24 protein-coding genes are annotated in these 22481 nt (G+C 70.2%); 13 read left to right on the plus strand and 11 right to left on the minus strand.

The annotated features are described in order from the left end of the window. Positions 1-19 precede the first annotated feature (19 nt). From FBR43_RS11385 to FBR43_RS11420, 8 genes are all read left to right on the plus strand, one after another. Positions 20-751, plus strand: a complete 732-nt coding sequence (locus FBR43_RS11385) for a hypothetical protein (protein ID WP_136943237.1) — start codon at positions 20-22, stop codon at positions 749-751. 46 nt (positions 752-797) lie between these two features. Further along, positions 798-1172 (plus strand): fluoride efflux transporter FluC, encoded by a 375-nt coding sequence (locus tag FBR43_RS11390; RefSeq protein ID WP_136943238.1) that lies wholly within the window; start codon positions 798-800, stop codon positions 1170-1172. Next, entirely contained in the window at positions 1169-2287 is a 1119-nt protein-coding gene (locus FBR43_RS11395; RefSeq protein ID WP_136943239.1) for an RluA family pseudouridine synthase, read from the plus strand. The genes FBR43_RS11390 and FBR43_RS11395 overlap by 4 nt, the downstream gene beginning before the upstream one ends. Then, on the plus strand, positions 2284-2946 hold the full coding sequence (locus FBR43_RS11400; protein WP_136943240.1) for an HAD-IA family hydrolase: 663 nt from the start codon (positions 2284-2286) through the stop codon (positions 2944-2946). The genes FBR43_RS11395 and FBR43_RS11400 overlap by 4 nt, the downstream gene beginning before the upstream one ends. Positions 2947-2979: 33 nt before the next feature. Beyond that, positions 2980-3177 carry a hypothetical protein gene (locus tag FBR43_RS11405; RefSeq protein WP_249276555.1) on the plus strand — a complete coding sequence of 66 codons (198 nt, stop codon included), beginning with the start codon at positions 2980-2982 and terminating at the stop codon, positions 3175-3177. Then, positions 3174-3872 carry an ATP12 family chaperone protein gene (locus FBR43_RS11410; protein ID WP_136943242.1) on the plus strand — a complete coding sequence of 233 codons (699 nt, stop codon included), beginning with the start codon at positions 3174-3176 and terminating at the stop codon, positions 3870-3872. Before FBR43_RS11405 ends, FBR43_RS11410 begins: the two co-directional genes overlap by 4 nt. Positions 3873-4619: 747 nt before the next feature. Then, positions 4620-4958 (plus strand): glycine zipper 2TM domain-containing protein, encoded by a 339-nt coding sequence (locus FBR43_RS11415; protein WP_169542583.1) that lies wholly within the window; start codon positions 4620-4622, stop codon positions 4956-4958. 97 nt (positions 4959-5055) lie between these two features. Beyond that, positions 5056-6231, plus strand: a complete 1176-nt coding sequence (locus FBR43_RS11420) for a glycosyltransferase (RefSeq protein ID WP_136943243.1) — start codon at positions 5056-5058, stop codon at positions 6229-6231. Here FBR43_RS11420 and FBR43_RS11425 read toward each other — a convergent pair. The 4 genes from FBR43_RS11425 to FBR43_RS11440 form a co-directional block, all read right to left on the minus strand. Beyond that, positions 6226-7362, minus strand: a complete 1137-nt coding sequence (locus tag FBR43_RS11425) for an aminotransferase class V-fold PLP-dependent enzyme (protein ID WP_136943244.1) — start codon at positions 7360-7362, stop codon at positions 6226-6228. The genes FBR43_RS11420 and FBR43_RS11425 overlap by 6 nt on opposite strands. Positions 7363-7413: 51 nt before the next feature. Further along, the gene (locus FBR43_RS11430; protein ID WP_249276556.1) at positions 7414-8298 is read right to left on the minus strand and encodes a type II secretion system minor pseudopilin; all 885 of its coding nucleotides are present in this window, start codon (positions 8296-8298) and stop codon (positions 7414-7416) included. After that, on the minus strand, positions 8295-8840 hold the full coding sequence (locus FBR43_RS11435; RefSeq protein ID WP_136943245.1) for a type II secretion system protein GspJ: 546 nt from the start codon (positions 8838-8840) through the stop codon (positions 8295-8297). The genes FBR43_RS11430 and FBR43_RS11435 overlap by 4 nt, the downstream gene beginning before the upstream one ends. Positions 8841-8931: 91 nt before the next feature. Further along, the gene (locus FBR43_RS11440) at positions 8932-9972 is read right to left on the minus strand and encodes an ABC transporter substrate-binding protein (protein ID WP_136943246.1); all 1041 of its coding nucleotides are present in this window, start codon (positions 9970-9972) and stop codon (positions 8932-8934) included. Positions 9973-10019: 47 nt separating this feature from the next. Between FBR43_RS11440 and FBR43_RS11445 the strand changes: the two genes are divergently transcribed. After that, positions 10020-10709, plus strand: a complete 690-nt coding sequence (locus FBR43_RS11445) for a type II secretion system protein N (protein ID WP_249276557.1) — start codon at positions 10020-10022, stop codon at positions 10707-10709. Between the two features lie 7 nt (positions 10710-10716). On the opposite strand, the gene FBR43_RS11450 is transcribed toward FBR43_RS11445, so the two are convergent. Together FBR43_RS11450 and hrpB are read right to left on the minus strand one after the other, a co-directional pair. Continuing rightward, the gene (locus FBR43_RS11450; RefSeq protein ID WP_136943247.1) at positions 10717-10998 is read right to left on the minus strand and encodes an ETC complex I subunit; all 282 of its coding nucleotides are present in this window, start codon (positions 10996-10998) and stop codon (positions 10717-10719) included. 10 nt (positions 10999-11008) lie between these two features. Further along, positions 11009-13465, minus strand: coding sequence for an ATP-dependent helicase HrpB (gene hrpB / locus FBR43_RS11455; protein ID WP_136943248.1), 2457 nt, complete (start codon positions 13463-13465; stop codon positions 11009-11011). 74 nt (positions 13466-13539) lie between these two features. Between hrpB and FBR43_RS11460 the strand changes: the two genes are divergently transcribed. After that, positions 13540-13731: a hypothetical protein gene (locus FBR43_RS11460; RefSeq protein ID WP_136943249.1), complete on the plus strand. Its 192-nt coding sequence runs from the start codon at positions 13540-13542 to the stop codon at positions 13729-13731. A 4-nt stretch (positions 13732-13735) separates the two neighbouring features. After that, positions 13736-14164 (plus strand): hypothetical protein, encoded by a 429-nt coding sequence (locus tag FBR43_RS16180; RefSeq protein ID WP_169542584.1) that lies wholly within the window; start codon positions 13736-13738, stop codon positions 14162-14164. A gap of 184 nt (positions 14165-14348) precedes the next feature. Here FBR43_RS16180 and FBR43_RS11470 read toward each other — a convergent pair whose 3' ends face one another. Further along, a complete protein-coding gene (locus FBR43_RS11470; RefSeq protein ID WP_249276558.1) occupies positions 14349-15302 on the minus strand; it encodes a DUF481 domain-containing protein in 954 nt (317 codons plus the stop codon). A gap of 75 nt (positions 15303-15377) precedes the next feature. After that, positions 15378-15896 carry an RNA pyrophosphohydrolase gene (locus FBR43_RS11475; RefSeq protein WP_136943250.1) on the minus strand — a complete coding sequence of 173 codons (519 nt, stop codon included), beginning with the start codon at positions 15894-15896 and terminating at the stop codon, positions 15378-15380. A 51-nt stretch (positions 15897-15947) separates the two neighbouring features. Here FBR43_RS11475 and FBR43_RS11480 point away from each other — a divergent pair, with 51 nt between their 5' ends. Continuing rightward, positions 15948-16913, plus strand: coding sequence for a histone deacetylase family protein (locus tag FBR43_RS11480; protein ID WP_136943251.1), 966 nt, complete (start codon positions 15948-15950; stop codon positions 16911-16913). Continuing rightward, positions 16910-18145: a DUF2254 domain-containing protein gene (locus FBR43_RS11485; RefSeq protein WP_136943252.1), complete on the plus strand. Its 1236-nt coding sequence runs from the start codon at positions 16910-16912 to the stop codon at positions 18143-18145. Before FBR43_RS11480 ends, FBR43_RS11485 begins: the two co-directional genes overlap by 4 nt. 4 nt (positions 18146-18149) lie before the next feature. On the opposite strand, the gene uvrC is transcribed toward FBR43_RS11485, so the two are convergent. The 3 genes from uvrC to FBR43_RS11500 all read right to left on the minus strand — a co-directional run bounded on the left by uvrC (position 18150) and on the right by FBR43_RS11500 (position 22389). Next, positions 18150-20063, minus strand: coding sequence for an excinuclease ABC subunit UvrC (gene uvrC, locus FBR43_RS11490; protein WP_136943253.1), 1914 nt, complete (start codon positions 20061-20063; stop codon positions 18150-18152). 40 nt (positions 20064-20103) lie between these two features. Then, positions 20104-21912: a DUF885 domain-containing protein gene (locus FBR43_RS11495; RefSeq protein ID WP_136943254.1), complete on the minus strand. Its 1809-nt coding sequence runs from the start codon at positions 21910-21912 to the stop codon at positions 20104-20106. A gap of 156 nt (positions 21913-22068) precedes the next feature. Continuing rightward, positions 22069-22389, minus strand: a complete 321-nt coding sequence (locus tag FBR43_RS11500; RefSeq protein ID WP_136943255.1) for a DMT family transporter — start codon at positions 22387-22389, stop codon at positions 22069-22071. Positions 22390-22481: the final 92 nt, after the last annotated feature.

Genomic DNA, 22481 nt, shown 5'->3' on the forward strand with positions numbered 1-22481 from the left:
AAACAGGAGCTTGTTCCCGATGGCCTCCGCCCCCCGCCCGCGCTATCTGCTGGCAATATCGTTGCTGCTTGCCGGCTGCGCCGACCAGCCCGTGGCAGACGAGCTTGCCGGCCTCGACGCCGCGCTCATCGCCGGTGCCGACGCGAATGCCGCCGATCCCGCCGCGATGGCGGCACTCAACGACCCGATCATGGTCGATCCCTATCTGTCGACGCGGTCGAACGCCGATGCGCTGCGTCCGCCGACACTGCCCTATACCGGCGCGGTGCCGCATCCCGGCATCGCGGGCATCGAGGGCGATCTCGAAAGCGCCGGTCCGCCGGCGGCGATCGAGCAGGCCGGCGCGGCCCGCCCCGACGCGATCACCTTTGCCGCGCTTGCCGGCGCGCTGCCCGGCGGCGCCGGCCCGTGCGCGGCGCGGCTCGCCTATTCGGCCGCCTATGCCAATCGCCTGCCCGCTGGGCTTGCCCTCCCCGCCCCCGCACGCGTCATCGAGGCGGCGGGCGTCGATGACGCCGGCTGCGCGCTGCGTGCCGTTGGCTTCTACATCGCGCAGCCCGCCGATCGCGTGGCGGGCTGGTATGCCGCTCGGACCAAGGGTGCGGGCTACACCGTCGAGCACCGCCGCGACGGTGATACGCAGGTGCTGAACGGTGCGCGCGCGCGCGACGATGCGGCCTATGCGCTGTTCCTCACGCCGCGCGCCGATGGCGGCACCGACGTCGAGATGGTGGCGCGAAACGGCGCCTGACGCGGCGACGGTTTCCAAGGCCGCGCATCCGCGCTAGGCGCGGGCAATGTCCTTCCTGTTCGTCATGGCGGGCGGCGCGATCGGCGCCGCGGCGCGATACGCCGTCAACCTCGCGGCGCTCGCCTGGTTCGGCGCGGGCTATCCCTGGGCGACGTTGCTCGTCAACGTCGCCGGCGGGCTGGCGATGGGCGTGCTCGCGGGGCTGCTAGCGTGCGTGGGCGCCGGCGGCGAGACGCTGCGACTCTTCATCGGCGTCGGCGTGCTTGGCGGATTCACGACCTTCTCGGCCTTTTCGCTCGAACTCGTGACGCTGGCCGAGCGCGGCTTGTGGATCGCGGCGGCGGGCTATGCGCTGGCATCGGTACTCGGTGCCGCGCTCGCGCTCGCGGCGGGTCTCGCGCTTGCCCGGAGTGTCGCATGACGGCGCCCAAGCCCGCCGGCCGCGATCCCGCAGGGGACGTCCGCCAGTTCACCGTCGATGCCGAGGATGACGGCATCCGGCTCGACCGCTGGTGCAAGCGCCATCTGCCCGATACCAGCTTCAACATCGTCTCGCGCTGGGCGCGGACCGGGCAGATGCGCGTCGACGGCAAGCGCGCGCTGCCGGGCGATCGCGTCGAGGCCGGGCAGCAGATCCGCGTACCGCCCGCCGACTCGGCGCTCCCGGCCTCGACGCGCCCGCGCGCCGAGCGTGCGCCGCTCAGCGATGCGCAGATCGCCTATGCGCAGGCGATGGTCATCCATCGCGATGCGCAGGCGATCGTCCTCAACAAGCCGCCCGGTCTCGCCACGCAGGGTGGTACGGCCACCAGGGAGCATGTCGACGGGCTGCTCGATGCGCTGTCGTTCGATCGCGACGACCGGCCCAAGCTCGTCCACCGGCTCGACAAGGATACGTCGGGCGCGCTGCTCATCGCGCGCAGCCCGCGCGCGGCGGCGTTCTTCTCGCGGCATTTCTCGGGCCGCTCGGCGCGCAAGGTCTATTGGGCGCTGGTGGTTGGCGTGCCCGACATCGCCGACGGGCTCATCGACCTGCCACTTGCCAAGCAGCCCGGATCGGGCGGCGAGAAGATGCATGTCGACGAGGAGAAGGGACAGCCCGCGCGCAGCCGCTACCGTGTGATCGAACGCGCGGGCAACCGCGCCGCCTGGGTCGAGCTGCAACCGCAGACGGGCCGCACGCATCAGCTGCGCGTGCACATGGCCGCGATCGGCCACCCGATCGTCGGCGACGGCAAATATGGCGGGCAGGAAGCGTTCCTGACCGGCGGCATCAGCCGCAAGATGCACCTGCACGCGCGCCGCATCCGCATCGACCATCCCGATGGCGGCAAGCTCGACGTGACGGCCGAACTGCCGGCGCACATCGCCGAATCGATCGAGATGCTGGGGTTCGACATCGCCAAGGGCGACATGCCGTTCGATGCAGGCCCGCCGCCCGCCACGCGCGAGCAGAAGAAGGCCAAGGCGCGCGCACACGCCAAACAGTTCCGCAAGGAGCGGCGCGGCGAACGGCGCGGACGCGGCGAGAAATGACGACGCGGCTGGCGGTGTTCGACTGCGACGGCACGCTGGTCGACAGCCAGGCCAATATCTGCCTTGCGATGGAGCATTGCTTCGATGCGCATCGCCTGCCCCCGCCCGATCGCCATGCGATCCGCCGGATCGTGGGCTTGAGCCTCGTCGAGGCGGTCGCGCGGCTGCATCCGCTGGGCGAGGCGCGGCAGCACGAGGCGATGGCGCAGGACTACAAGCTCGCCTTCCAGAAGCTGCGCGGCAATGGCGGGCTGGCCGACGAGCCGCTGTTCGATGGCATCGTCGACGTGCTCGACGCATTCGAGGATGCCGGCTGGCAGCTCGGCGTGGCGACGGGCAAGTCCGATCGCGGCCTGGCGATGATCCTCGCGCATCACCGCATCGATCGCCGCTTCGTGACGTTGCAGACCGCCGACCGCCACCCTTCCAAGCCGCATCCCGCGATGCTCGAAGCCGCGATCGCCAAGGGGGGCGCCAAGCCCGCGACGACGCTGATGATCGGCGACACGAGCTTCGACATGGCGATGGGCGTCGCGGCGGGTGCGCGGCCGATCGGCGTCGGCTGGGGCTATCATCCGCCGGCCGAACTGCATGCCGCCGGCGCCGCGAGCGTCGCGATGGACGCGCGCGAACTGGCGCGCCACGCCGCACTGGTGTAGCGCTCAGGCATGACACCGCCGCGCGACCCGGCCATGGCCCGCTATTTCCTGATCGTCGCCGCGCGGATGCTGCCCGTGGCGGGCGCGCTGTTCGGGCTGGTGATCCTGGGCCGCGCGGTCGCGCTCGCCGATCGCATCCTCGGCGTCGCGATCGTCGTGGCGGCGCTGGCGGTGATGGCGACACTGCCGCGCGCGCTGGCGCGCCGCTGGCGTACGCCCCCGGCACCATGAAGCGGTTCTGGCGCGAGGTAGCCGTCGCACACGATGCCGGCGGCTGGGGCATCACGCTCGATGCGCGGCCGGTGCGCACGCCCGGCCGCGCCGCGCTCGCGATTCCGACGCAATCGCTCGCCGAGGCGATCGCCAGCGAATGGCGCGAGGTCGGCGACACGATCGATCCGCGCGCGATGCCGCTCACCGGCCTCGCCAACGCAGCGATTGACCGGATCGCGCCCGACGGCGCAGGCTTTGCCGCCGGGCTCGCGCGCTATGCCGAGAGCGATCTGCTCTGCTATCGCGCGGTCGATCCGCCGCCGCTGGTCGCGCGGCAGGCAGCCGCATGGCAGCCGCTGCTCGACTGGGCGCAGGCGCGCTACGACGTGCATTTCGCGGTGACCGCAGGCGTGCTGCCCGTGGCGCAGCCCCCCACGACAATCGCGCGACTGGGCGAGGCGATCGCCGCGCAACCGCCCTTCGCGCTGGCGCCGCTCTCGATCGTGACCACGCTTGCGGGCTCGCTCGTGATCGCGCTGGCGCTCGCCGAGCAGGCATTTCCTGCCGATGTCCTCTGTGGCGCGGCAACGCTCGACGAGACGTGGCAGGCCGAACTTTGGGGCGATGATTCCGAAGCCGCCGCCTCGCGTGCGGTCCGCACGCGCGAATATGCCGACGCGGTGCGGTTTCTCGAGGCCTTGCGCGACGCCTGAAGCGCAGCAAGCAAAAGGGGGCCGGCATTTCTGCCAGCCCCCATGTCGCCTTCGAGCATATCGCCGGCCTTTCGGCACGACGCACGCATCGGCGGCGGCAGCACCTGCCGGGTTCGTCGCGATGCTTGCGCATCGCAACCTCGCCGGTGGTGGTTCGGTCGCCGTGGCCGGGTGAGCATATCGAAGCGCGAACGCCTCGCCATGCCACGCACCGGTCGCAGCGGCCTGTCCGCACGATACCGCAGCGGTATCCTACGGTTCGGACCAACCCTCCACACGCAGGTCTGGGCCCAAAGGCTCCCTACCCCCGTATGGGCGGCTCGATCCGGCGATCACGATCCTGCGACCGTCATCGCCTTTTGTGCCGCTATCCGCCGCTTCCCAAGCATCGCGTCGAAACGCGATCCTCGTTCGCCGGGTTCGGCGCCACCCGATCGTCAGCTTGCGGTTTCCCGAAGGCACCAGCGTGCTGCCGATCGTGCAAGCGGTTCGGATCCTTGCGGTTTCCCGGTCGTCACCGTTCCGTCTGCCCCATGAGAATGACACGCACGCCGAGTCGCTCCAAGCGTCGATCGCGCGCTCGGGCCTGTGGATAACGTGGATTGCGGGGACGAATCGGCGGCTGCCGGTCGATCCGCTCGGATAGCCGCGTCGCCACCATCTGCCAACCCTGTCGTTTCGTTCATGCAACCTCACCGCCGAGGCTGCGTTAATTGATCGAGTTTAGGGAAAGCCAAGGAGTGTATCATGCGTATCCTGATTATTGCCGCCGCCGCCGGTCTTGCGATGCCCGTCGCCATGGCGGTGCCTGCCACCAAGGTCGAGGCGAAGGCGGCCTATGGCGCGGCGGCCTCGCTCGATCAGCGGCGTGACCGGCGCTATCGCGAGTGGCGCGGCCGCGACGGTCGCCGCTATTGCCGCAAGCCCGACGGCACGACCGGCCTTGTCGTCGGCGGCGTCGCGGGTGCGCTCGTCGGCCGCACGATCGACACGCGCGGCGACCGTACGCTCGGCACGGTGCTGGGCGCCGCGGGCGGCGCAGTGGCCGGTCGCGCGATTGAGCGCGGCGGCAGCCGCTGCCGCTAAAAGCAGCAGCGATTTCGGAAATAGGGCGGGCGGCGACGTCCGCCCTTTTTCGTGGCCGCTGACGCACCGTTAAGCCACGCGCGATAGGGTTAGGTCCGTGCTACGCGTGCTCACCCTCTCGACATTGTTCCCCGATGCGACCCGCCCCAATTTCGGCGTATTCGTCGAGCGGCAGGCGCAGGCGCTTGCCGCGCGCGACGGTGTCGCGGTCCGCGTCGTGGCGCCGCTCGGCATCGCGCCCTTTCCGCTGTCGCTGCACCCGCGATATCGCGCGCTCGCGCGGCTACCGATGCGCGAGCAGCGCAACGGCCTTGAAGTTCTTCGGCCACGCTTTCGCAATCTGCCGGGGCTGGCGGGGCGCCTCCATGCCGCGATGCTCGCGCGTGCGCTCTATCCGGTACTGCGCGACCTGCGTGGCGACTTCGCCTTCGACGTCATCGACGCATCGTTCTTCTTTCCCGACGGCCCTGCCGCGATCGCGCTCGGCGAGCGCTTCGGCGTGCCCGTGTCGATCAAGGCGCGCGGCGCCGATGTGCATCATTGGGGCCGTGCGCCTGCCACCGCCGGGCAGGTCACACGCGCCGCCCGACGCGCCGATGGACTGCTCGCGGTCAGCGCAGCGATGGCGGACGATGTCGCCGCGCTTGGCGTGCCACGCGAGCGCGTGCGCGTGCATCACACCGGCGTCGACCAGACTCGCTTCACGCTCGCCGATCGCGACGCGGCGAAAGCGGTGCTCGGCTTCGCGGGACCGCTCGTCGTCGCGGTCGGCGCGCTCATCGCGCGCAAGGGGCATGACGTGCTGATCGAGGCGATCGCGCAATTGCCCGGCGTCACGCTCGCGATCGCCGGCCACGGTCCCGAGCGCGGGGCGCTCGAGGCACTGGCCCGCCGCCTGGGCATAAGCGAGCGCGTGCGCCTGCTGGGCAGCGTCGCGCATGCCGATCTGCCCCCGCTCTATGCTGCCGCCGACGTGTCGGCGCTCGCCTCGTCATCCGAAGGGCTTGCCAATGCCTGGGTCGAGGCACTGGCCTGTGGCACGCCGATCGTCATTACCGATGCGGGCGGCGCCGCCGAGGTGATCGACCGCCCCGAAGCCGGCCGCATCGTCGCGCGCGACGCCGCCGCCTTCGCGCGAGGCATCGGCGAGATGCTGGCGCTCGCACCCGATCGGGCACGTGTACGCGAAGCCGCGGCGCGCTTCACCTGGGAGCGCAATGCCGAGGCGTTGCACGCGCACCTCGCCGCGCTGGTCGCCACGCGCGAACTATAGCGCGGCGGCGGCGGCGCAGAAGCGGTCGATATCGCGCTCGTCATGATAGAGGCCAAGCCCGATGCGCAGTACGTCGCCGCGCACGTCGGTCACGATATCCTGCATCAGCAAAGCTGCCTGCCAGTCGGCCGCGCGCGGGCTGGCGAGCGCGATGAAGCGGTTGCTGTGCCCCTCGCCCGGCGGATTGCGAAGCTCGGCATCGCCGAGCGGCGTCCGCTCGATCCCGGCAAGCAGTTGCGCGACGAGCGGCGCGACATGCGCGCTGATGCGCGCGGTCGACAGCCCCTCGCGCGCCAGCATGTCGCGCACCGCGACGAAGCGGTAGAGCCCGGCAGGATCGAAGGTCGCACCCATGAAGCGCCGGGCATCGACGTGGTGCGCGACGGGCGCAGGCAAGGGCGGATCGGCATCGGTGGCGAACCACCCCGTCACCACCGGCTCGGGCGCGAAGCCCGGCGGCGCGTGCAGCAGCGCCACCCCCTCGCCCGCCATCGCATATTTGTACCCGCCGGCCGTGTAGAAGGCGCGATCGGCGATGGCCGACCAGTCGGTCTCGACCGCCATGAACGCGTGATAGCCGTCGACGAGCAGCCATGGCCCTTCGGGGCGCGCGAGCGCCGCCAGCGGCTCGATCGCCCTGCACGCGCGCCCGCTCGCATAGCCCACCTGACTGACGACGATCAGGTCATGCTCGCCGACGCGCGCGCGCGCCACAAGTGCCTCGGCATCGTCGAACGCCACACGCTCGATCACGGCGTGCCCGGCCTCCTCCCAACGCCGCGCCTGCCGCTCGAAGCTCGCGAACTCGCCATCGGTCGCGAGGATGCGCAACGGGCGACGCGGGAGTGCCGAGGCGATGCGCAGCAGAAAGTCATGCGTATTACCGGCAAAGCAGATGCTCGCGGCATCGGGCAGGCGCAGTTCGTGCGCGACATGCGCCTGCGCGGCGGGCCATATCTCGTCGAGCACGCGCCGCCATTTGGCGCCGCCCCACCGCGCGGCATCGTCCCACGCCGCCTGATGACCGAGAAAGCTCGCATCGGGCCACAGCCCGTGGCCGTGCGCGACCATGTTCAGCCGCTCGGGCGCGGCGGCCAGCGATCGCTGGAACAGATGCTTGTAGCTCGTCACCCGCGCGTTCTGCCGCGTGCCGCCGGTGCGCGCAACGATACCAACGGCGGATCAGGAAGCCGCCACGAACGGCGGCGCCTCGGGCGGCACCGCGGCGTTGCGCCAGCGCGCGACGGGCACCGTTTCGATACTGCCGTCAGCCAGCCGCCGTCGCTGGATCAGCGCCGCGCCCGACTGCACCGTATTGCCGATCGCCGCACGCGTGCGCACCCAGAAGGTGTCGGAGGAAAAGCGCGTGCCCGGCGGGACGCTCAGGTTGAGCTCGCCGAGCGTTTCGGACGTGATCGCGCCCTCGCGCTCGCGGATCGCGAGCAGCTGGTCGGCCACGGACTCGTCGCGAAACAGGAAGGCGAGCATCTCGCGCGGCGCGGCGTTCAAATTGATCTGCGTCGTGCCGGGTAGCGCCGTCACCAGCGCCTGTACGCGATCGGCCACCTCGGGCTCGATCCCCGCCAGCCGGATCGGGCGCAGGTCGGTGATCGGCCCGAAGCCGCGGACATAGGCGATGGCGGCGAGCGTCTGCTCCTCGTCGAACCCCGCCTCGCGCGCGATCGCGGCGAACTGGATGACGGGCGCCGCCTCGCCGGTACGCAGGTTGTTGATGTTGAACCGCCCCTCGGCATCGGCGATCACGAGGTCGAAGCTGCCGCCCTCGATCGCGATGCCGCTTTCAGCCAGCGCCGCCCATGGCTCGCCGCGATGATCGGTGTCGGGTGCCTCGGCGGCATCGCGGCGCAGCGCCACCACCGCCGAGACCTCGCCGCCGCGCACGATCGCCAGCGCGCGCGCCGCCTCGCGCATTCGCAGGCTCGACCCGAGCGCCAGCTCCTCGCGGTTGACCATCAGCAGCACCATCGCGCTGGCGATGGCGACGAACAGCAGCACGTTGACGAGGATCATGCCCTGCTCGCGGGCCGGAACTTCGCTGCGGCTCACGGTCCGCCGACCGCGCCTGCGGGAAGTGCCACCACCCGGCGCAGCACGCCGCGCCCCTCGATATCGGCCTGCATCTCGATCGCGTCGGGCCAGTCCTCGGCGGCTTCGGCATCGAGCGGCCACGCGCCTGCCCAATTGCCGCCCTGCGCGAAGCGGAATCGCAACGCGCGCACATCGGGGATCACCTGCTGCGCCGCACCGCCCAGCCGCCGGACCAGCGCGCCATCGGCAAGCGTGTAACGCAGTTCGACCGGCGGCCCGCCGAAACCCGGTGCGACGCGCGTGAACACCAGCTCGCTGCCGTCGCTCACCACGCGCCCGCGCGCGATCTGCTCGACGTCGCTCGAGAACACGAATGCGCCGCGCTGCACCGCCGCCAGCGCATCGAGCCGCGTGGCGGTGCGCGTCTGCACGCCGATGATTGAATCAACGAGACCGAGCCCCGCCACCGCGATCAGCGCGAACAGCGCGAGCGAGATCATCAGCTCGATCAGCGTGAAACCGGCTTCGCGCTCGCGGCGCGGCGGGACGAAAGGGTTCATGCGCGCAGAGGCGCAGAGGACGCAGAGTATTTGAGAAAGCGCTTCGCGCCCTCTGCGCCTCTGCGCGAAAATCTTCACCCCGCGCGCCCGCTCAGGCACCGCGGCTCATCGCCACCTTGCGATAGCCGTCGGGCCCGGCGACGACGATCGCCATGTCGCGCGCGACGCTGCCGTCCTCACGGAAGCGCAAAGGGCCGGTGGCGCCGGGCCATTCGGGTTCGGCGAGCAGGCCCGCGCGGCTCAGCGCATCGCGCTCGCGCAGCGCGACGGTGATGGCGGCGGCATCGTGCGCCAGCGCCGCGATCGCGCCCGGTGCGCCGCCCATCCGCCCTTCATAGGCGCTGGCGAAGGTGCCGAACGCCTCGGGATCGGGGCTGGCAAGCCAGCTTCCCGCGAGCGTCTCGAGTGCCTGCGGACGGTGGTCGAGCGCCTGCACCGTGCCCAGCAGCTGAATCCCCGAGTCGCGCAGGTTGCGCGCCGCCGCCAGCATCGTCTCGCCACCGCCGGGGATCATCACCGCATCGGGCGCCTCGCCCGCGGCGGGCAGCGGCTGCCCCGCCGCCACGTCGATGCGGCGCACCTCGAGATTGAGCTCGCCCTGCAACTGCTCGGCGGCGATGCCCGCAGCGACCGCCCACGGCGCGCCATCGCCCACCACCGCCACGCGGCGGACGCCGCGCGAGCGCGCATAGCGCAGCACCGCGCCCGTCACCTGCCGCGCGGTAACGCCCATCACAAAGGCACCCGTGCCGCGCGCCAGCGGATCGTTCGAGAAGGATAGCACCGGTACGCGGCCGGCAACCGCGTTCGCGACCGCAGCCGTCTCGCTCGACAAGAGCGGACCCAGAATCATCGCGCACCCGCGCTTCACCGCGTGCGACGCCGCCTGCGCCGCGCCGGCGGGCGTGCCGCCGGTATCGATCGCGAGCAGCCGCTCGGGCGTCGTTTCGGCGAGCATCGCCGCGCGCTGCATGCTAAGCCCCAGCGCGGCGTGTGTGCCCGTCAACGGCACCAGCAGCGCCACCGGCCGTTTATCGGCCTTCTTCGCCGCAAACAGGGGAGACGCGGCCCATGTCGCCGACGATACGACGAGGGTGGATCGCAGAAACGACAATGCAGCCCGCCGGTTCATCGGCGCCACTCCCTGATCCCAAGCTACAGGCACGCAGGCGTCTTATCGTGTTCGCGGGGGTGGGGATAGCCGCCTATGTGCTGGCGATGCTGGCGACGATGCCGGTCGGCGTGTTCCTCAAGAACCGGCCCTGGCGCACGGGCGTGGCGGGCACGGTGTGGAACGGCGAGGTCGGCGTGGCGGGCGGCAGCGTCGTCGCGTGGCAATGGGCGCCGCTGCGCTCGATCGCCAATCTGGGCTTCGCGGTCGACTGGACGGCGAAGGGCCCCGATACCGACCTTGGCGGCCAAGCGATCCTGTGGCCGGGCGGCGCAAGGCTCGACAATGTGAGCGGATCGGCCGATTCGTCGCTGCTCGCGGCACTCGCCCCCAATCTGCCCTTCCGCTGCGACGTGACGATGCAGGTCGAGCTGCCGCGCCTCGTGCTCGGCGCATCGCCGATGGCGGCAGGCAATGTGACGATCGATCCGGGCAGTTGCGCCGCCGTCACCGCCGCCGGTCCGGGCCTCGCGACGCCCGGCGCGCCCGTGCCCACGCCCGCGATGATCCTCGTCGCCGAGCATATCGGCACCGAAAGCCGCATCCGCCTTGCGCCAATGGGGCAGCGCCGCCGCACGCTCATCGACGCCGCGCTCGCCGAGGATGGCGGCTACCGCGTGACGCTGACGCAGGATGGCGCGGCGATGCTGCCGTTCACTGGACTGCCCGCCGGCGTGACGGTGGAAAGCGAACTATAGGCGCGGTTCAGCGGAAATTGTCGGCATAGGCCTGGAGCTTGAGCTTGCGCTCGGGCGCCGGGATCACATGCGCCTCGATGCCTTCGCGCTCGGCATAGGCAAGGGCTGCTTCGGCGCTCGGAAACTCGAGCTTCACCTGCTGGCGCGTGTCGCCCGAGCCGGCCCAGCCCGTGAGCGGATCGGCGCGCTTGGCCTCGACGGGCTCGAACTCGAGCACCCAGTTCTGCGTGTTGGCACGGCCCGAGGACATGGCGTTCTTGGGGCGGCGATAGATGCGTGCGGTCGGCATGGCTCGCTCCTTATCGCGATTGCCCGCGCCGCGCATCCGCCTTTTTGGTGCGCAGCGTGGGATCGGCGGCGGCGGGATTGTCGGGCCAGGGGTGGCGCGGATAGCGACCGCGCATCTCCCGCGCCACTGCGGCCCAGCTGCCCGCCCAGAAGCCGGGCAGATCGCGCGTCGTCTGGATCGGGCGGCCCGCCGGCGAGGTGAGGCTCAGCACCAGCGGCACTCGCGCCGTGCCGATCCGCGGATGCTCGGTCACCCCGTAAAGCGCCTGCACGCGCAGCTCGACGCGCGGACCGCCTTCGGCGCCATAATCGATCGCGTGGCTCGATCCGGCGGGCGATTCGAAGCGTGCCGGGGCCAACCGGTCGATCTCGCGCATCGCGTCCCAGCCGAGCAGGCCGCGCAGTGCATCGACGAGCGAAGCGGGCGAAATCGCCTCCAGCCGGCGTCGACCAGCAAGCAACGGCGGCAGCCATTCGTCGATCCGCGCGAGCAGCGTCGCATCGTCAAGCGCGTGGCCCGCGAATGCCGCGCGCGCGCGCAGTGCCGCGGCACCTTCGTCCCATGGCAGGAGATCGAGCCCGTGCGTGCGCAGGCCATCGAGCAGCGCCGCCTCGATCTCGGCGGCCGAGGCGTCCGGATCGGCACCGCCCGAAAGCCGGATCGCCCCCAGTCGCCGCGTGCGTTCGGCGATGACGCCGCCCGTCGCGCGATCGAAGCAAACTTCGCGCCGCACTTCGATGCGATCCGCGAACAGCGCTTCGACATCGGCGGCGTCGATCGCGGCCGCCGACAGGATGCGCGCGCCCGCTGCCGATCCTTGCGTTTCAGCGACCGCAAGCCATTCGGACCCCGCCAGGCTCGATGCCGGGTCGAGGCGAAAGCCGCGCCCGCCTGCGGATGCCCAATGCTCGCCCATCGCATCGCGCCGCCGCGCCACCCGATCGGGGAAGGCGAGCGCGATGCAGCGCGCCTCACGATGCGATGCGCCGCCATCATGCGCATCGCCACCGCGCGATCCCACCAGCTGCGCCCAGCGACGTGCCAGCGCGCGCGCGGCCTCGGCGCGCTTGCCGCGCTCGGCACGCCACCGCCGTCGCCGCACCTCGAGATCAACGTCGTTGCCGCCCAGCCCGCGCTCGCCAAGCAGCACGGCTATCTCGGCGGCGACCTCGGCAAACCCCAGGCCCGCGGCGCGCAGCAGCATGTGCGCGAGGCGCGGCGGCAGCGGCAGATCGGCGATGGCGCGGCCGTGCGGCGTGGGACGATCATCGCCGTCGATCGCGCACAGCGCCGCCAGCCGCCGCCGCGCTTCGTCCACGGCTGCGGCAGGCGGCGGGTCGAGCCAGCGCAGTGCGCGCGGATCGGCGACGCCCCAGATCGCGCAGGCAAGCACCAGCGCCGACAGATCGGCCTCGGCGATTTCGGGTGGGTCGAAGCGCGGCAGGCCGGCGGTGGCGGCAGCCTCCCACAGCCGATAGGCGGCACCCGGCCCCTGCCGCGCGGCGCGGCCGGCACGCTGCGTTGCTGCGGCCTGGCTGACGCGCTCGGTCACCAGCCGCGTCATGCCCGCCGCGCGGTCGTAGCGCGGCCGGCGCGCCAGCCCGCTGTCGACGACGATGCGGATGCCGTCGAGCGTCAGCGAAGTCTCGGCGATGGCGGTAGCGAGCACCAGCTTGCGCGCGCCATCGGGCTCGGGCGCGATGGCCGCGCGCTGCGCCGCTGGATCGAGGCTGCCATGCAAGCGGTGCAACACGATGCCCGGGCCAGGATCGCCCAACCGTTCGGCGACGCGTTCGATCTCGGCGACGCCGGGCAGGAAGGCGAGCACCCCTCCCTCGCGTTCGCGCAGCGCCTGGCGCACGGCACGCGCCATGGCATCCTCGATCCGCGCGGCATCGCGACCGAGATGGACGAGCTCGAGTGGGTGGCTGCGGCCTTCGCTCTCGATCACCGGCGCGTCGCCCATCAGCGCGGCGAAGCGCGTCCCATCGAGCGTGGCCGACATCGCGACGAGGCGCAGGTGGGGCCGTAGCGCCGCCTGCGCATCGAGCGCGAGCGCAAGGCCGAAATCGCTGTCGAGGCTGCGTTCGTGCACCTCGTCGAACAGGATCGCCGACACGCCGGCGAGCTCGGGATCGGCCTGAATGCGCGCGACGAAAATGCCCTCGGTCATCACCGTCACGCGCGTCGCCGCCGAGCGGCGACTGTCCATGCGCGTGGCATAGCCGAAGGTCCGGCCAACCGGCTCGCCGGCGAGTGCCGCCATGCGTTCGGCGGCGGCGCGCGCGGCGATGCGGCGCGGCGACAGCAGCAGTATCTCGCCGGTGCACCACGGCTCGCCGAGCAGCGCGGGCGCGACCGCAGTCGTCTTGCCCGCGCCCGGCGGCGCGACCAGCACCGCGCCGGCACGCGCGCGCAACGCGTCGAGCAGCGCGGGCAGTACCGCGTGGATCGGCAAACCGTTCATCGCACTCGCGCTAGCCGCACGGGAGCCAAGGCACAATTCGTGCGTATCGGCTCGGCGCAACGATGGAGAACGATATGGCAAAGGCACTGGCAAGCCTCGCGATCAGCCCGACCGGCGACGGCTATCTGCTGATGATCGAGGACGAGGACGGCGAGACGATCGAGCTGACAGCAACGTTCGAGCAGCTCGACCTGATCGCCGAGGCGGTCGACACGCAGCTCAACGGCGATGAGGAAGACGCACTGAGCGTCGACGACGAGGATTGACCGAGTGGCCGGGGCGGACGCTGCCGCCCCGGCCCTATCGTCAGCGGCGGCCGCGGCGATAATCGCGGCGGTCGTCGCGCCGCTCGCGGCGGAAATCGCGTCGGTCATCGCGCCGCTCGAAGCGGAAGTCGCGCCGATCACCGCGACGCTCGCGCAGGAACTCGCGGCGGCTCACCTCGCCGCGGCGGAAATCGCGCCGGTCACCGCGGCGGTCCCGACGGAAATCACGGCGATCGCCACGCCGATCCGCGCGGAAGTCCCGTCGATCGTCGCGCCGGTCACGCCGGAAGTCCCGCCGGTCGTCGCGTCGGTCGTCGTTCCAGCCCCAGCGCTGCTGTGCCTCGGCGGGCTGCGCCGCGACCACCGGCGACATGAGTGCGGCGAGGCCGGCCAGCATCAACTTGATACGCATATACTCTCTCCCGATACTTAGCACGATCGGCTGGCCGACCGGGCTGGTGCATCAGCGTGCGAACATGCGCTGGGTTGCATGAACGCTGCGCGACGCGCCGTTCATCGCGCGTATCGGATCCAAGAATAGCGCGTACTTTCAGGTGCCTGCGCCGATTCGACGTGATTTGGGCACGACGAGGCGCACTTCCGATCCGACGAACGCCTCAAAATTCGTAGACGAGTGATGCCCGGCTGGTGGTGTCGGTGTTGACGCGACCGGCAGGCGGCATGCTTTCATACAGTACGACATAGGAGAATTGCGCAGACACCGGCCCCAATACGCGCGCTTGCAGGGCAGTAGTGCTGGCAACCGTGCTGTTGGCATCCTGCACATAGGCCGACGCATCCTGCCGCAGCGTGATCGACGGCGAAAGCTTCCAGTCGAAATCGATGGATCCACGCGCGGCGAAGTTGCGCTCGACGGTGAAGTCGGTGAACTCGGTCGATCGGAAGGCGGGACCAAGCTCGAGATCAAGCGTCATGCCGGTGCGGCGGATCGCACTGTAGCCGACGCCGCTCGACGCCGAATAGCGATCCCGATAGCCGAGAAACCGGTCGCTCTCATATTGCAACGCGCCGTAAGCATAGAGCCGGTCGTGGAACTTGTAGTTGGGTTCGTAGGCGGCGACATAGCGTTCGCGCGCGGTGATGCCGAAGCTCTCCTGATAATCGGCCTGCAACGCCAGCTTGTGCCGCCAGCGCAGCCCCTCGCGCCGCAAGTCGAGCTTGCCGCTCAGCCCGATATTCTGCGTGTTCCCGGTCGTCTCGAACGCCGCGAGTTCGGCGCGCCCCTTCACCAACGAGAGGAAATCGGCTTCCTTCAGGCGCCGCTGCGCGCTGACGGTGCGTTCCTGCCGCCATGCCGCGGCCTTGCGCGCCATCGCGTCCGACGCGGGCACTTTTGCCGATCGGGCATATTTGAGCAGCGTGTTCACTTCGCCCTCGGCGCCTGCCGCCATCGCTGCGTCGAGCATCGCCTCGAGCTCGACCGGGATCGGCGGCGGGGGCGGCGGGGGCGGCGGCGCCGGTGCTTCGACCACTTCGATCCGCGACAGCGGAGCGATCGGCGCATCGGTATCGACGAGAGCGATCGCGACGAGAGGAAGGTGCGGAATCACGGCGGCGGGGATTGTCCGATGATTGCGGCCACAGGATGACGCTTGCGGCCTTTACCCTAGGGCAATGGGGAGTCGTCAGCCAGCCGGCCGGCCGCGCGCGGCGATCGGTTCGGCGAACAGTTCGAGCAATCGCGCATAGAGATCGCGCTTGAACGGCACGATGATGTGCGGAAGCTCGGCGGGCTCGACCCAGCGCCACGCGCGGAACTCGGGCTCGGCTGTGGCGATGTTGACGTCGCCGTCATCGCCTAGGAAGGCGAACAGGAACCAGCGCTGGCGCTGGCCGCGCCATTTGCCCTTCCATACCTTGCCGACCAGATCGGCGGGCAAATCGTATTCGAGTTCCTCGGGCGCCTCGGCGACTAGCTCGACCAGATGCGGTGCTATCCCTGCCTCTTCGCCGAGCTCGCGGATCGCGGCGTCGAGCGGCGCTTCGCCGGGGTCGATGCCGCCCTGGGGCATCTGCCATGCCTCGAGCACCGAATCGAGCCGCTGCCCCACGAACACGCGGCCGTCGCGGTTGAGCAACATCACGCCGGCACAGGGGCGGTAGGGCAACGTATCGATCGGGGGCGACGTGTCGGGGTAAGTCATCGGGCGTCCGGGCTATTGGGAGCGGCGTTGCGTGCGCCTACCTATGGGGCCGTGATCGCGGTTGTCCACCACCCCGCCTATGTCGCACCCGCGCCGTCGCGCAGCGGCTATCAGTGGAACAAGAACGGGCTGGTGCGCGACCTTCTGCTTCAGTCGACTGCCGTGCTGACGTGGCACGAGCCCGAGCCGATGCCGCGCCACTGGATCGAGGCGGTGCACTGCCCCGATTATGTCGCCGAAGTGATCGAGGCACGCGTGCCGGCGCAGAAGGAACGGCGCATCGGTTTCGCGGTGACGCCCGCGGTAGCCGAGCGCGCGCTGGCGGTGCCCGGCGGCACGCACGCCGCGGCAATGCTGGCGCTGCACCACGGCTTTGCCGCCAACACCGCCGGCGGCAGCCATCATGCCCTCGCCGAGAGCGGCGCGGGCTATTGCGTGTTCAACGACCTCGCCATCGCCGCGCACCGGCTGGTTGCCGAGCGCGATGCCGGGCGCGTCCTAATCGTCGATTGCGACGTGCATCAGGGCGACGGCACCGCAGCGCTCACTGCCGGCCATCCCTCCATCGCCACCTACTCGATCCACGCCGAGAAGAACTTTCCCGCACGCAAGGCGCGTTCGACGCTCGACGTCCCGCTTCGCGACGGCGTCGGTGACGACGAGTATCTCGCCATACTCGCCGCAACGCTGCTGCCGCTGATCGACGATTTCGCGCCCGACCTGCTGCTGTATCAGGCCGGCGTCGATCCGTTTGCGGGCGACCGGCTGGGGCGACTGGCGCTGACCCATGACGGGCTGGCGCGGCGCGATGGCTGGATCGCGCGCATAGCCGCCGAACGCGGGCTGCCGCTCGCGAGCGCGCTGGGCGGCGGCTATGGCCATGATGCGGGCGAGGTTGCCGCGCGGCACGTCGCCTCGATCCTTGCGCTCGGCACCGGCTATGCGCGAGCGTGCGCCGGAACCGCGGCCGGCGCCGGGGGTTCGCGCACGATGCAGCCACCGTCAGCCCAACCATGAGCCGCGCCGCATGGCTATGGCGCCTGCTGTCGCGCCGGCTATGGTTCCGCGCCGCCGGCTTCTCGGTCGCCGCCGTGCTGCTCGCGCTGTTCGCCGCGGTGATCGCGCCCTGGGTGCCCTATGACCTTAGCGCCAAGATCGGCGCCGATGCGGTCGACAACATCCTCCAGATCATCGCGTCGAGCATGCTGGCGGTAACGACCTTCTCGCTCACCGCGATGGTATCGGCCTATTCGGCCGCCACTTCGACCGTCACGCCGCGCGCGGTGAAGCTGCTGCTTGAGGACACGACCTCGCAGAATGCGCTGTCGACCTTTCTCGGCGGCTTCCTGTTCGCGATCGTCGGCATCTGCGCGCTGTCGACGGGGCTGTATGGCGAGCAAGGTCGCGTGATCCTGTTCGCGGGCACGATCGTGGTGATCCTGCTGATCGTGCTGACGCTGTTGCGCTGGATCGAGCATATCGCGCGCTTCGGTCGCGTGCACGAGACGATTGCCCGCATCGAGCAGGTCGCGATCAAGGCGGCGCACCGCCTGCCGCGCGATCCGGTGCCGGCCGCGCTGGCGACGGGACCGGCGCCCGTCGGCGCGCGAGCGGTCTGCTGCGACGGCTTCGGATATGTCACGCATATCGACCTCGACGAACTCGAGGGTTGCGCAGCCGCTTGCGGCGGCGAGATCCGGCTGGCGGTGCTGCCGGGCGCGTTCGTCGATCCCGAACGGCCGGTGGCGTGGCTGGCAAGCGATGACGAGGCGATAGCTGCACGCGTGCGCAAGGCGATTACGATCGCGCACGACCGCAGCTACGACAATGATCCGCGCTTCGGGCTGATAGTGCTTTCCGAAATCGCCTCGCGCGCGCTGTCGCCCGCGGTCAACGATCCGGGCACCGCGCTCGCGGCGCTCGGCGCGCAACTGCGCGTCATCGCCGCGCTCTTCGATCGCGAAGCACGCGATCCCTCAAATGTGCCGTTGAACGTGACGATCCCGGCGCTCACCTTCGAGGATATCGTAACCGACGCCTTCCGCCCGATCGCCCGCGACGGCGCGGCGATGGTCGAGGTCGCGGTCAAGCTGCAAAAGACGCTGGCGAGCGCCGCGCACATCGCTCCGGCGATGCGCGACATTCTGGGAGCAGCCGCGCGCGAGGCCCGCGAGCGTGCCGATGCCGCACTCGACCACCCGGCCGACCGCGAGGCGGTGGCACAGGCGCACCGCGCGATCGGCGGCTGACACCTCAGCGTGCGTGGTAGAAGTCGTACACCTGCTGCGCAGTGCCGCGGCTGACGCCGGGGGCCTTCGCCAGATCCTCGAGGCTCGCGCCACGCACGGCCTTGGCGGTGCCGAAATGCATCAGCAGCGCCTTCTTGCGCGCGGGGCCGATGCCCGGCACCTCGTCGAGCGGGCTGGCGCCCATCGCCTTGGCGCGCTTGGCGCGGTGCGCGCCGATGGCGAAGCGATGCACCTCGTCGCGCAGCCGCTGGAGGAAGAACAGCACGGGCGAATTGACCGGCAGCGTCAGCTCGCGCCCGTCCATCAGGTGGAACACCTCGCGCCCCTCGCGCCCGTGATGCGGCCCCTTGGCGACCCCGACCACGGGCACATCCTCGATCCCCAGATCCTCGAGCACGCCGAGCACCGCGTTCAGCTGCCCGCGCCCGCCGTCGACCAGCACCAGATCGGGCCATTCGCCCTTGTCGCGATCGGGGTCCTCGTCCTGCGCACGCGCGAAGCGGCGTGAAAACACCTCGCGCATCATGCCGAAATCGTCGCCGGCGATCGTCTCGGGCCGCTTGATGTTGAACTTGCGATACTGGCCCTTGCGAAAGCCTTCGGGGCCGGCGACCACCATCGCTCCCAGCGCATTGGTGCCCTGAATATGGCTGTTGTCGTACACCTCGATGCGATCGGGGCTGTCGGGCAGGCCGAACAGCTCGGCGACATCGGCAAGGAGGCGCGCCTGCGTTGTGCTTTCGGCGAGCCGCCGGTCGAGCGCCTCGACGGCGTTGCGGCAGGCCTGGTCGAGCAGTTTCTTGCGGTTGCCGCGCTGCGGCACGCTAAGCGCCACCCTGAACCCCGCACGCTCGCTGAGTGCCTCGGCAAGCAATTCGGCCTCGGGCAGCTCGCGGTCGACGAGCACATGCCCCGCCGGCGGCACTTCCTCGTAGAATTGCATCAGGAACTGGCTGAGCACCTCGTCGGCAGGCACGTCCTGCACATGCGTGGGGAAGAAAGCGCGATGGCCCCAGTTCTGGCCACCGCGGATGAAGAAGGCCTGGATGCCGACATGACCTTCCTTCGCCGCCAGCGCGAACACGTCGGCGTCGCCCACGCCCTCGGCGTTGATCGACTGCGTGCCCTGGATGAAGGTGAGCGCCTTCAGCCGGTCGCGCAGCACCGCCGCCAGCTCGAAATCCATTTTCTCGGCGGCGTCCTGCATCTGCGTGCCGAGCTTGGCCTGCACTTCGGTCGACTTGCCCGCGAGGAAGCGCTTGGCGTCGGCGACGAGCTCGGCATAGTCGGCGGGGCTGATGCGATCGACGCAGGGCGCCGAGCAGCGGCGGATCTGGTAGAGCAGGCACGGCCGGTCGCGCGTGTTGAAGAAGCCATCGGTGCAGCTGCGCAACAGGAACAGTTTCTGAAGCGCATTGAGCGTCTTGCGCACCTGTCCCGCCCCCGCGAACGGCCCGTAATAGTCGCCCTTCGCGCGCCGCGCGCCGCGGTGGAGCTGCACGCGCGGAAAGGCGTGGTCGCCACGCAGCAGGATGAAGGGGAAGCTCTTGTCGTCGCGCAGCAGCACATTGTACGCCGGCCGATAGCGCTTGATGAGCTGCGCCTCGAGCAGCAGCGCCTCGGCCTCGTTGCGCGTGGTCACGATCGTCATGCTGCGCGTTTGCGCCACCATGCGCTGCAACCGCTTGGTAAGCCGCGTGACCTGCATGTAGTTCGACACGCGATTCCTGAGCGCGCGCGCCTTGCCGACATACAGCACGTCGCCGCGCGCGTCGTGCATCCGGTATACGCCGGGACGCGTAGGCAGCGTCTGCACGACGTTGCGGATGGCCGCCACCCCCGCCTCGATATCGGGCGCGTCGGCGCCCTTCACGGCGAAGGTGGCGGTTTCCTCGTTGAAGCGGTCGGCGGGCGGCATCGGCTGTGATCTAGGGGCTGCGAGGCCCGACTTCCACGGCTTACGCCATGCGTTCGCGCGCGATGCGTTCGAGCACCGTCAGCGGCATAGCGCCCAGCGTCAGCACGCGGTGGAATGCCTTGGGATCCCAGTTGGCACCGGCCTTGGCGCGCGCCTCGTCGCGCAGCCGGACCCATACGGTATGGCCGATCTTGTAGCTGCACGCCTGCCCCGGCCACACGCAATAGCGATCGATCTCGCCCTGCCCGCGCCCGCGCGCGATGCCGGTGGTGGCAAGGAAATAGTCGGTCGCCTTCTCGCGGCTCCAGCGCTTGGCGTGGATGCCGCTGTCGACCACCAGACGCGTCGCGCGGAACAGCAAGGATTGGAGATAGCCCACCTGCCCCAGCGGATCGCCCTCGTACATGCCCATCTCGTCGGCGAGTTGCTCGGAATAGAGCGCCCAGCCTTCGGTATAGCCCGAATATCCGCCGCGGCGGCGGATGAGCGGAATGTCGTCGCTCTCGAGCGCCGACATGACTTGCAGATGATGTCCCGGCACGCCTTCGTGATAGCTGAGCGTCGCCAGCCCGAACTTCGGCCGGTCGAAGGTGTCGCGCAGGTTGATGAAGTAGATGGCCGGGCGCGATCCGTCGAGCGAGGCGGCCTGATAATAGCCGCCCGGCGCGCCGGCCTGGATCGCCTCGGGCACGCGTCGCACCTCGACCGGCGCGTTGGGCAGCACCGCGAACTGCTCGGGCAGCCGCGCTTCCATCGCCTTGACTTGCGCACGCAAGCTTTCGAGCAGCGCCTCGCGGCCGGCATCGGTATTGGGAAAGAGCTGGTCGGGCCGCTGGTTGAGCGCGACCAGCCGCGTGCCGACGGCGCCCTGCGACAGGCCTTGACCCTTGAGGATTGTGTCAATCCGCCCCTCGATCTCCGCCACCTGCTCAAGGCCCAACCGGTGGATCTCGTCGCCGGTTAGCTCGGTGGTCGTCGCGGCGCTCGCGGCGGCGGCGTAGAAGGCCTCGCCATCGGGGAGGCGCCAGACGCCGGCATCGTGCGGCGCGCGGCCACGCAATTCGGTGACCAGCGCGCGCTGACGGTCGAGCGCGGGGAAAGCGCGCTCGGCCATCAGCTTCTCGACCGCGGCGGCGCGCTCGGGCGGCAGGTTGGCGGCCTTGAGCTTGGCCGCGAGATCGGTGACGGGGCGCGTCTGGCCGGCAGGCAGATCGCGTGCCTGGCCCAACTGCTTCAGCGTGGTGTCGAGGATGAAGTCGGGCGCGAACACGCCCTTGGCGGCATCGGCGCGCTGGCGCTCGGTCTCCTGGTCGATCGCGGTCGCATAGGCTTCGACGCGCGCGACATAGGCGTCGGCATCGGCCGCGTCGCGCACGCGGTGCGTGTTGGCGAGGAAATCGGGCACGTCGCGATAGGCGCCCGAAAGCTGCGACAGCTCATAAGGCGCATAGCGGCCCATCGTCGCGCCATAATCGAACCGCTCGCCGGCGATGCCGCGCTCAAGGCCATATTCGACGATCTCGACATCGAGCCGCGCGGGCTCGGACAGCGCGGCGCGATCGATCGTGCGCAGCTGCGCGAGCTCGGCCTTGGCGCGCGCGAGCTGGCGCTCGGCACCGGCGCGCGAGCGATCGGAAAGCTTGCCGCGCAGATCGGCGCGCGGCCCCGTATCGAGCCCCAGCGAGGTAGCGCCTTCGGGATTATCCTCGAGCCGCGCATAGAAGAACGCGTCGAGCATGGCACGCAGCTTCGCGTCCTCCCCCGACGCCGTCTGCGCGCGCAGGGTAACGGGCAATGCGGCGACGATCCCCGCCGTTGCGGCGGAGGACAGGAAATGACGGCGATGCATGGCCTTACTCCGTGGATTTACGCTTTGCTGGGAGTGTAGCCTTCCCGCAGCGCATGTCCAACCCGGCAGGCGGCGGCAGGAGGAGTTGCGCGTGGCGCGAACCCCTCCACCCCGCGCCTTCGGCGCGCGGTTCCCCTCCCCGTTCCGGGGAGATGCTTACGCCTGTGCCGTCAGCTTGGTGCCCACCACGCCGATGACGATCAGCGCCATGAAGATCGCCTGCACACCCGAGATGCGCTCGCCGAACAGGATCGTGCCGCCAATGATGACGCCGACGGCACCCAGCCCCGTCCAAACCGCATAGGCGGTGCCCGCCGAAATGCCGCGCATCGCGAGCGCGAGCAGGCCCATGTTGACGAACGAGAGGACGATCGGGACCGACGCCGCCATCAGCGTCGCCTTGCCGGCAGCCCATTTGAGGCTCAGCGCCCAGATGATCTCGGTGACGACGGCAACGCCCAGGATGACCCACGCCATGACGGTTTCCTCACGTCACGGGCTCGATCAGAAAGCGCAGCGCCGGAAACCCGGAAAGAGACGCTGCGGGAGCATGGGGTCGGCGGCACACG

The organism is Sphingomonas baiyangensis, assembly GCF_005144715.1.
GTDB lineage: Bacteria > Pseudomonadota > Alphaproteobacteria > Sphingomonadales > Sphingomonadaceae > Sphingomonas > Sphingomonas baiyangensis.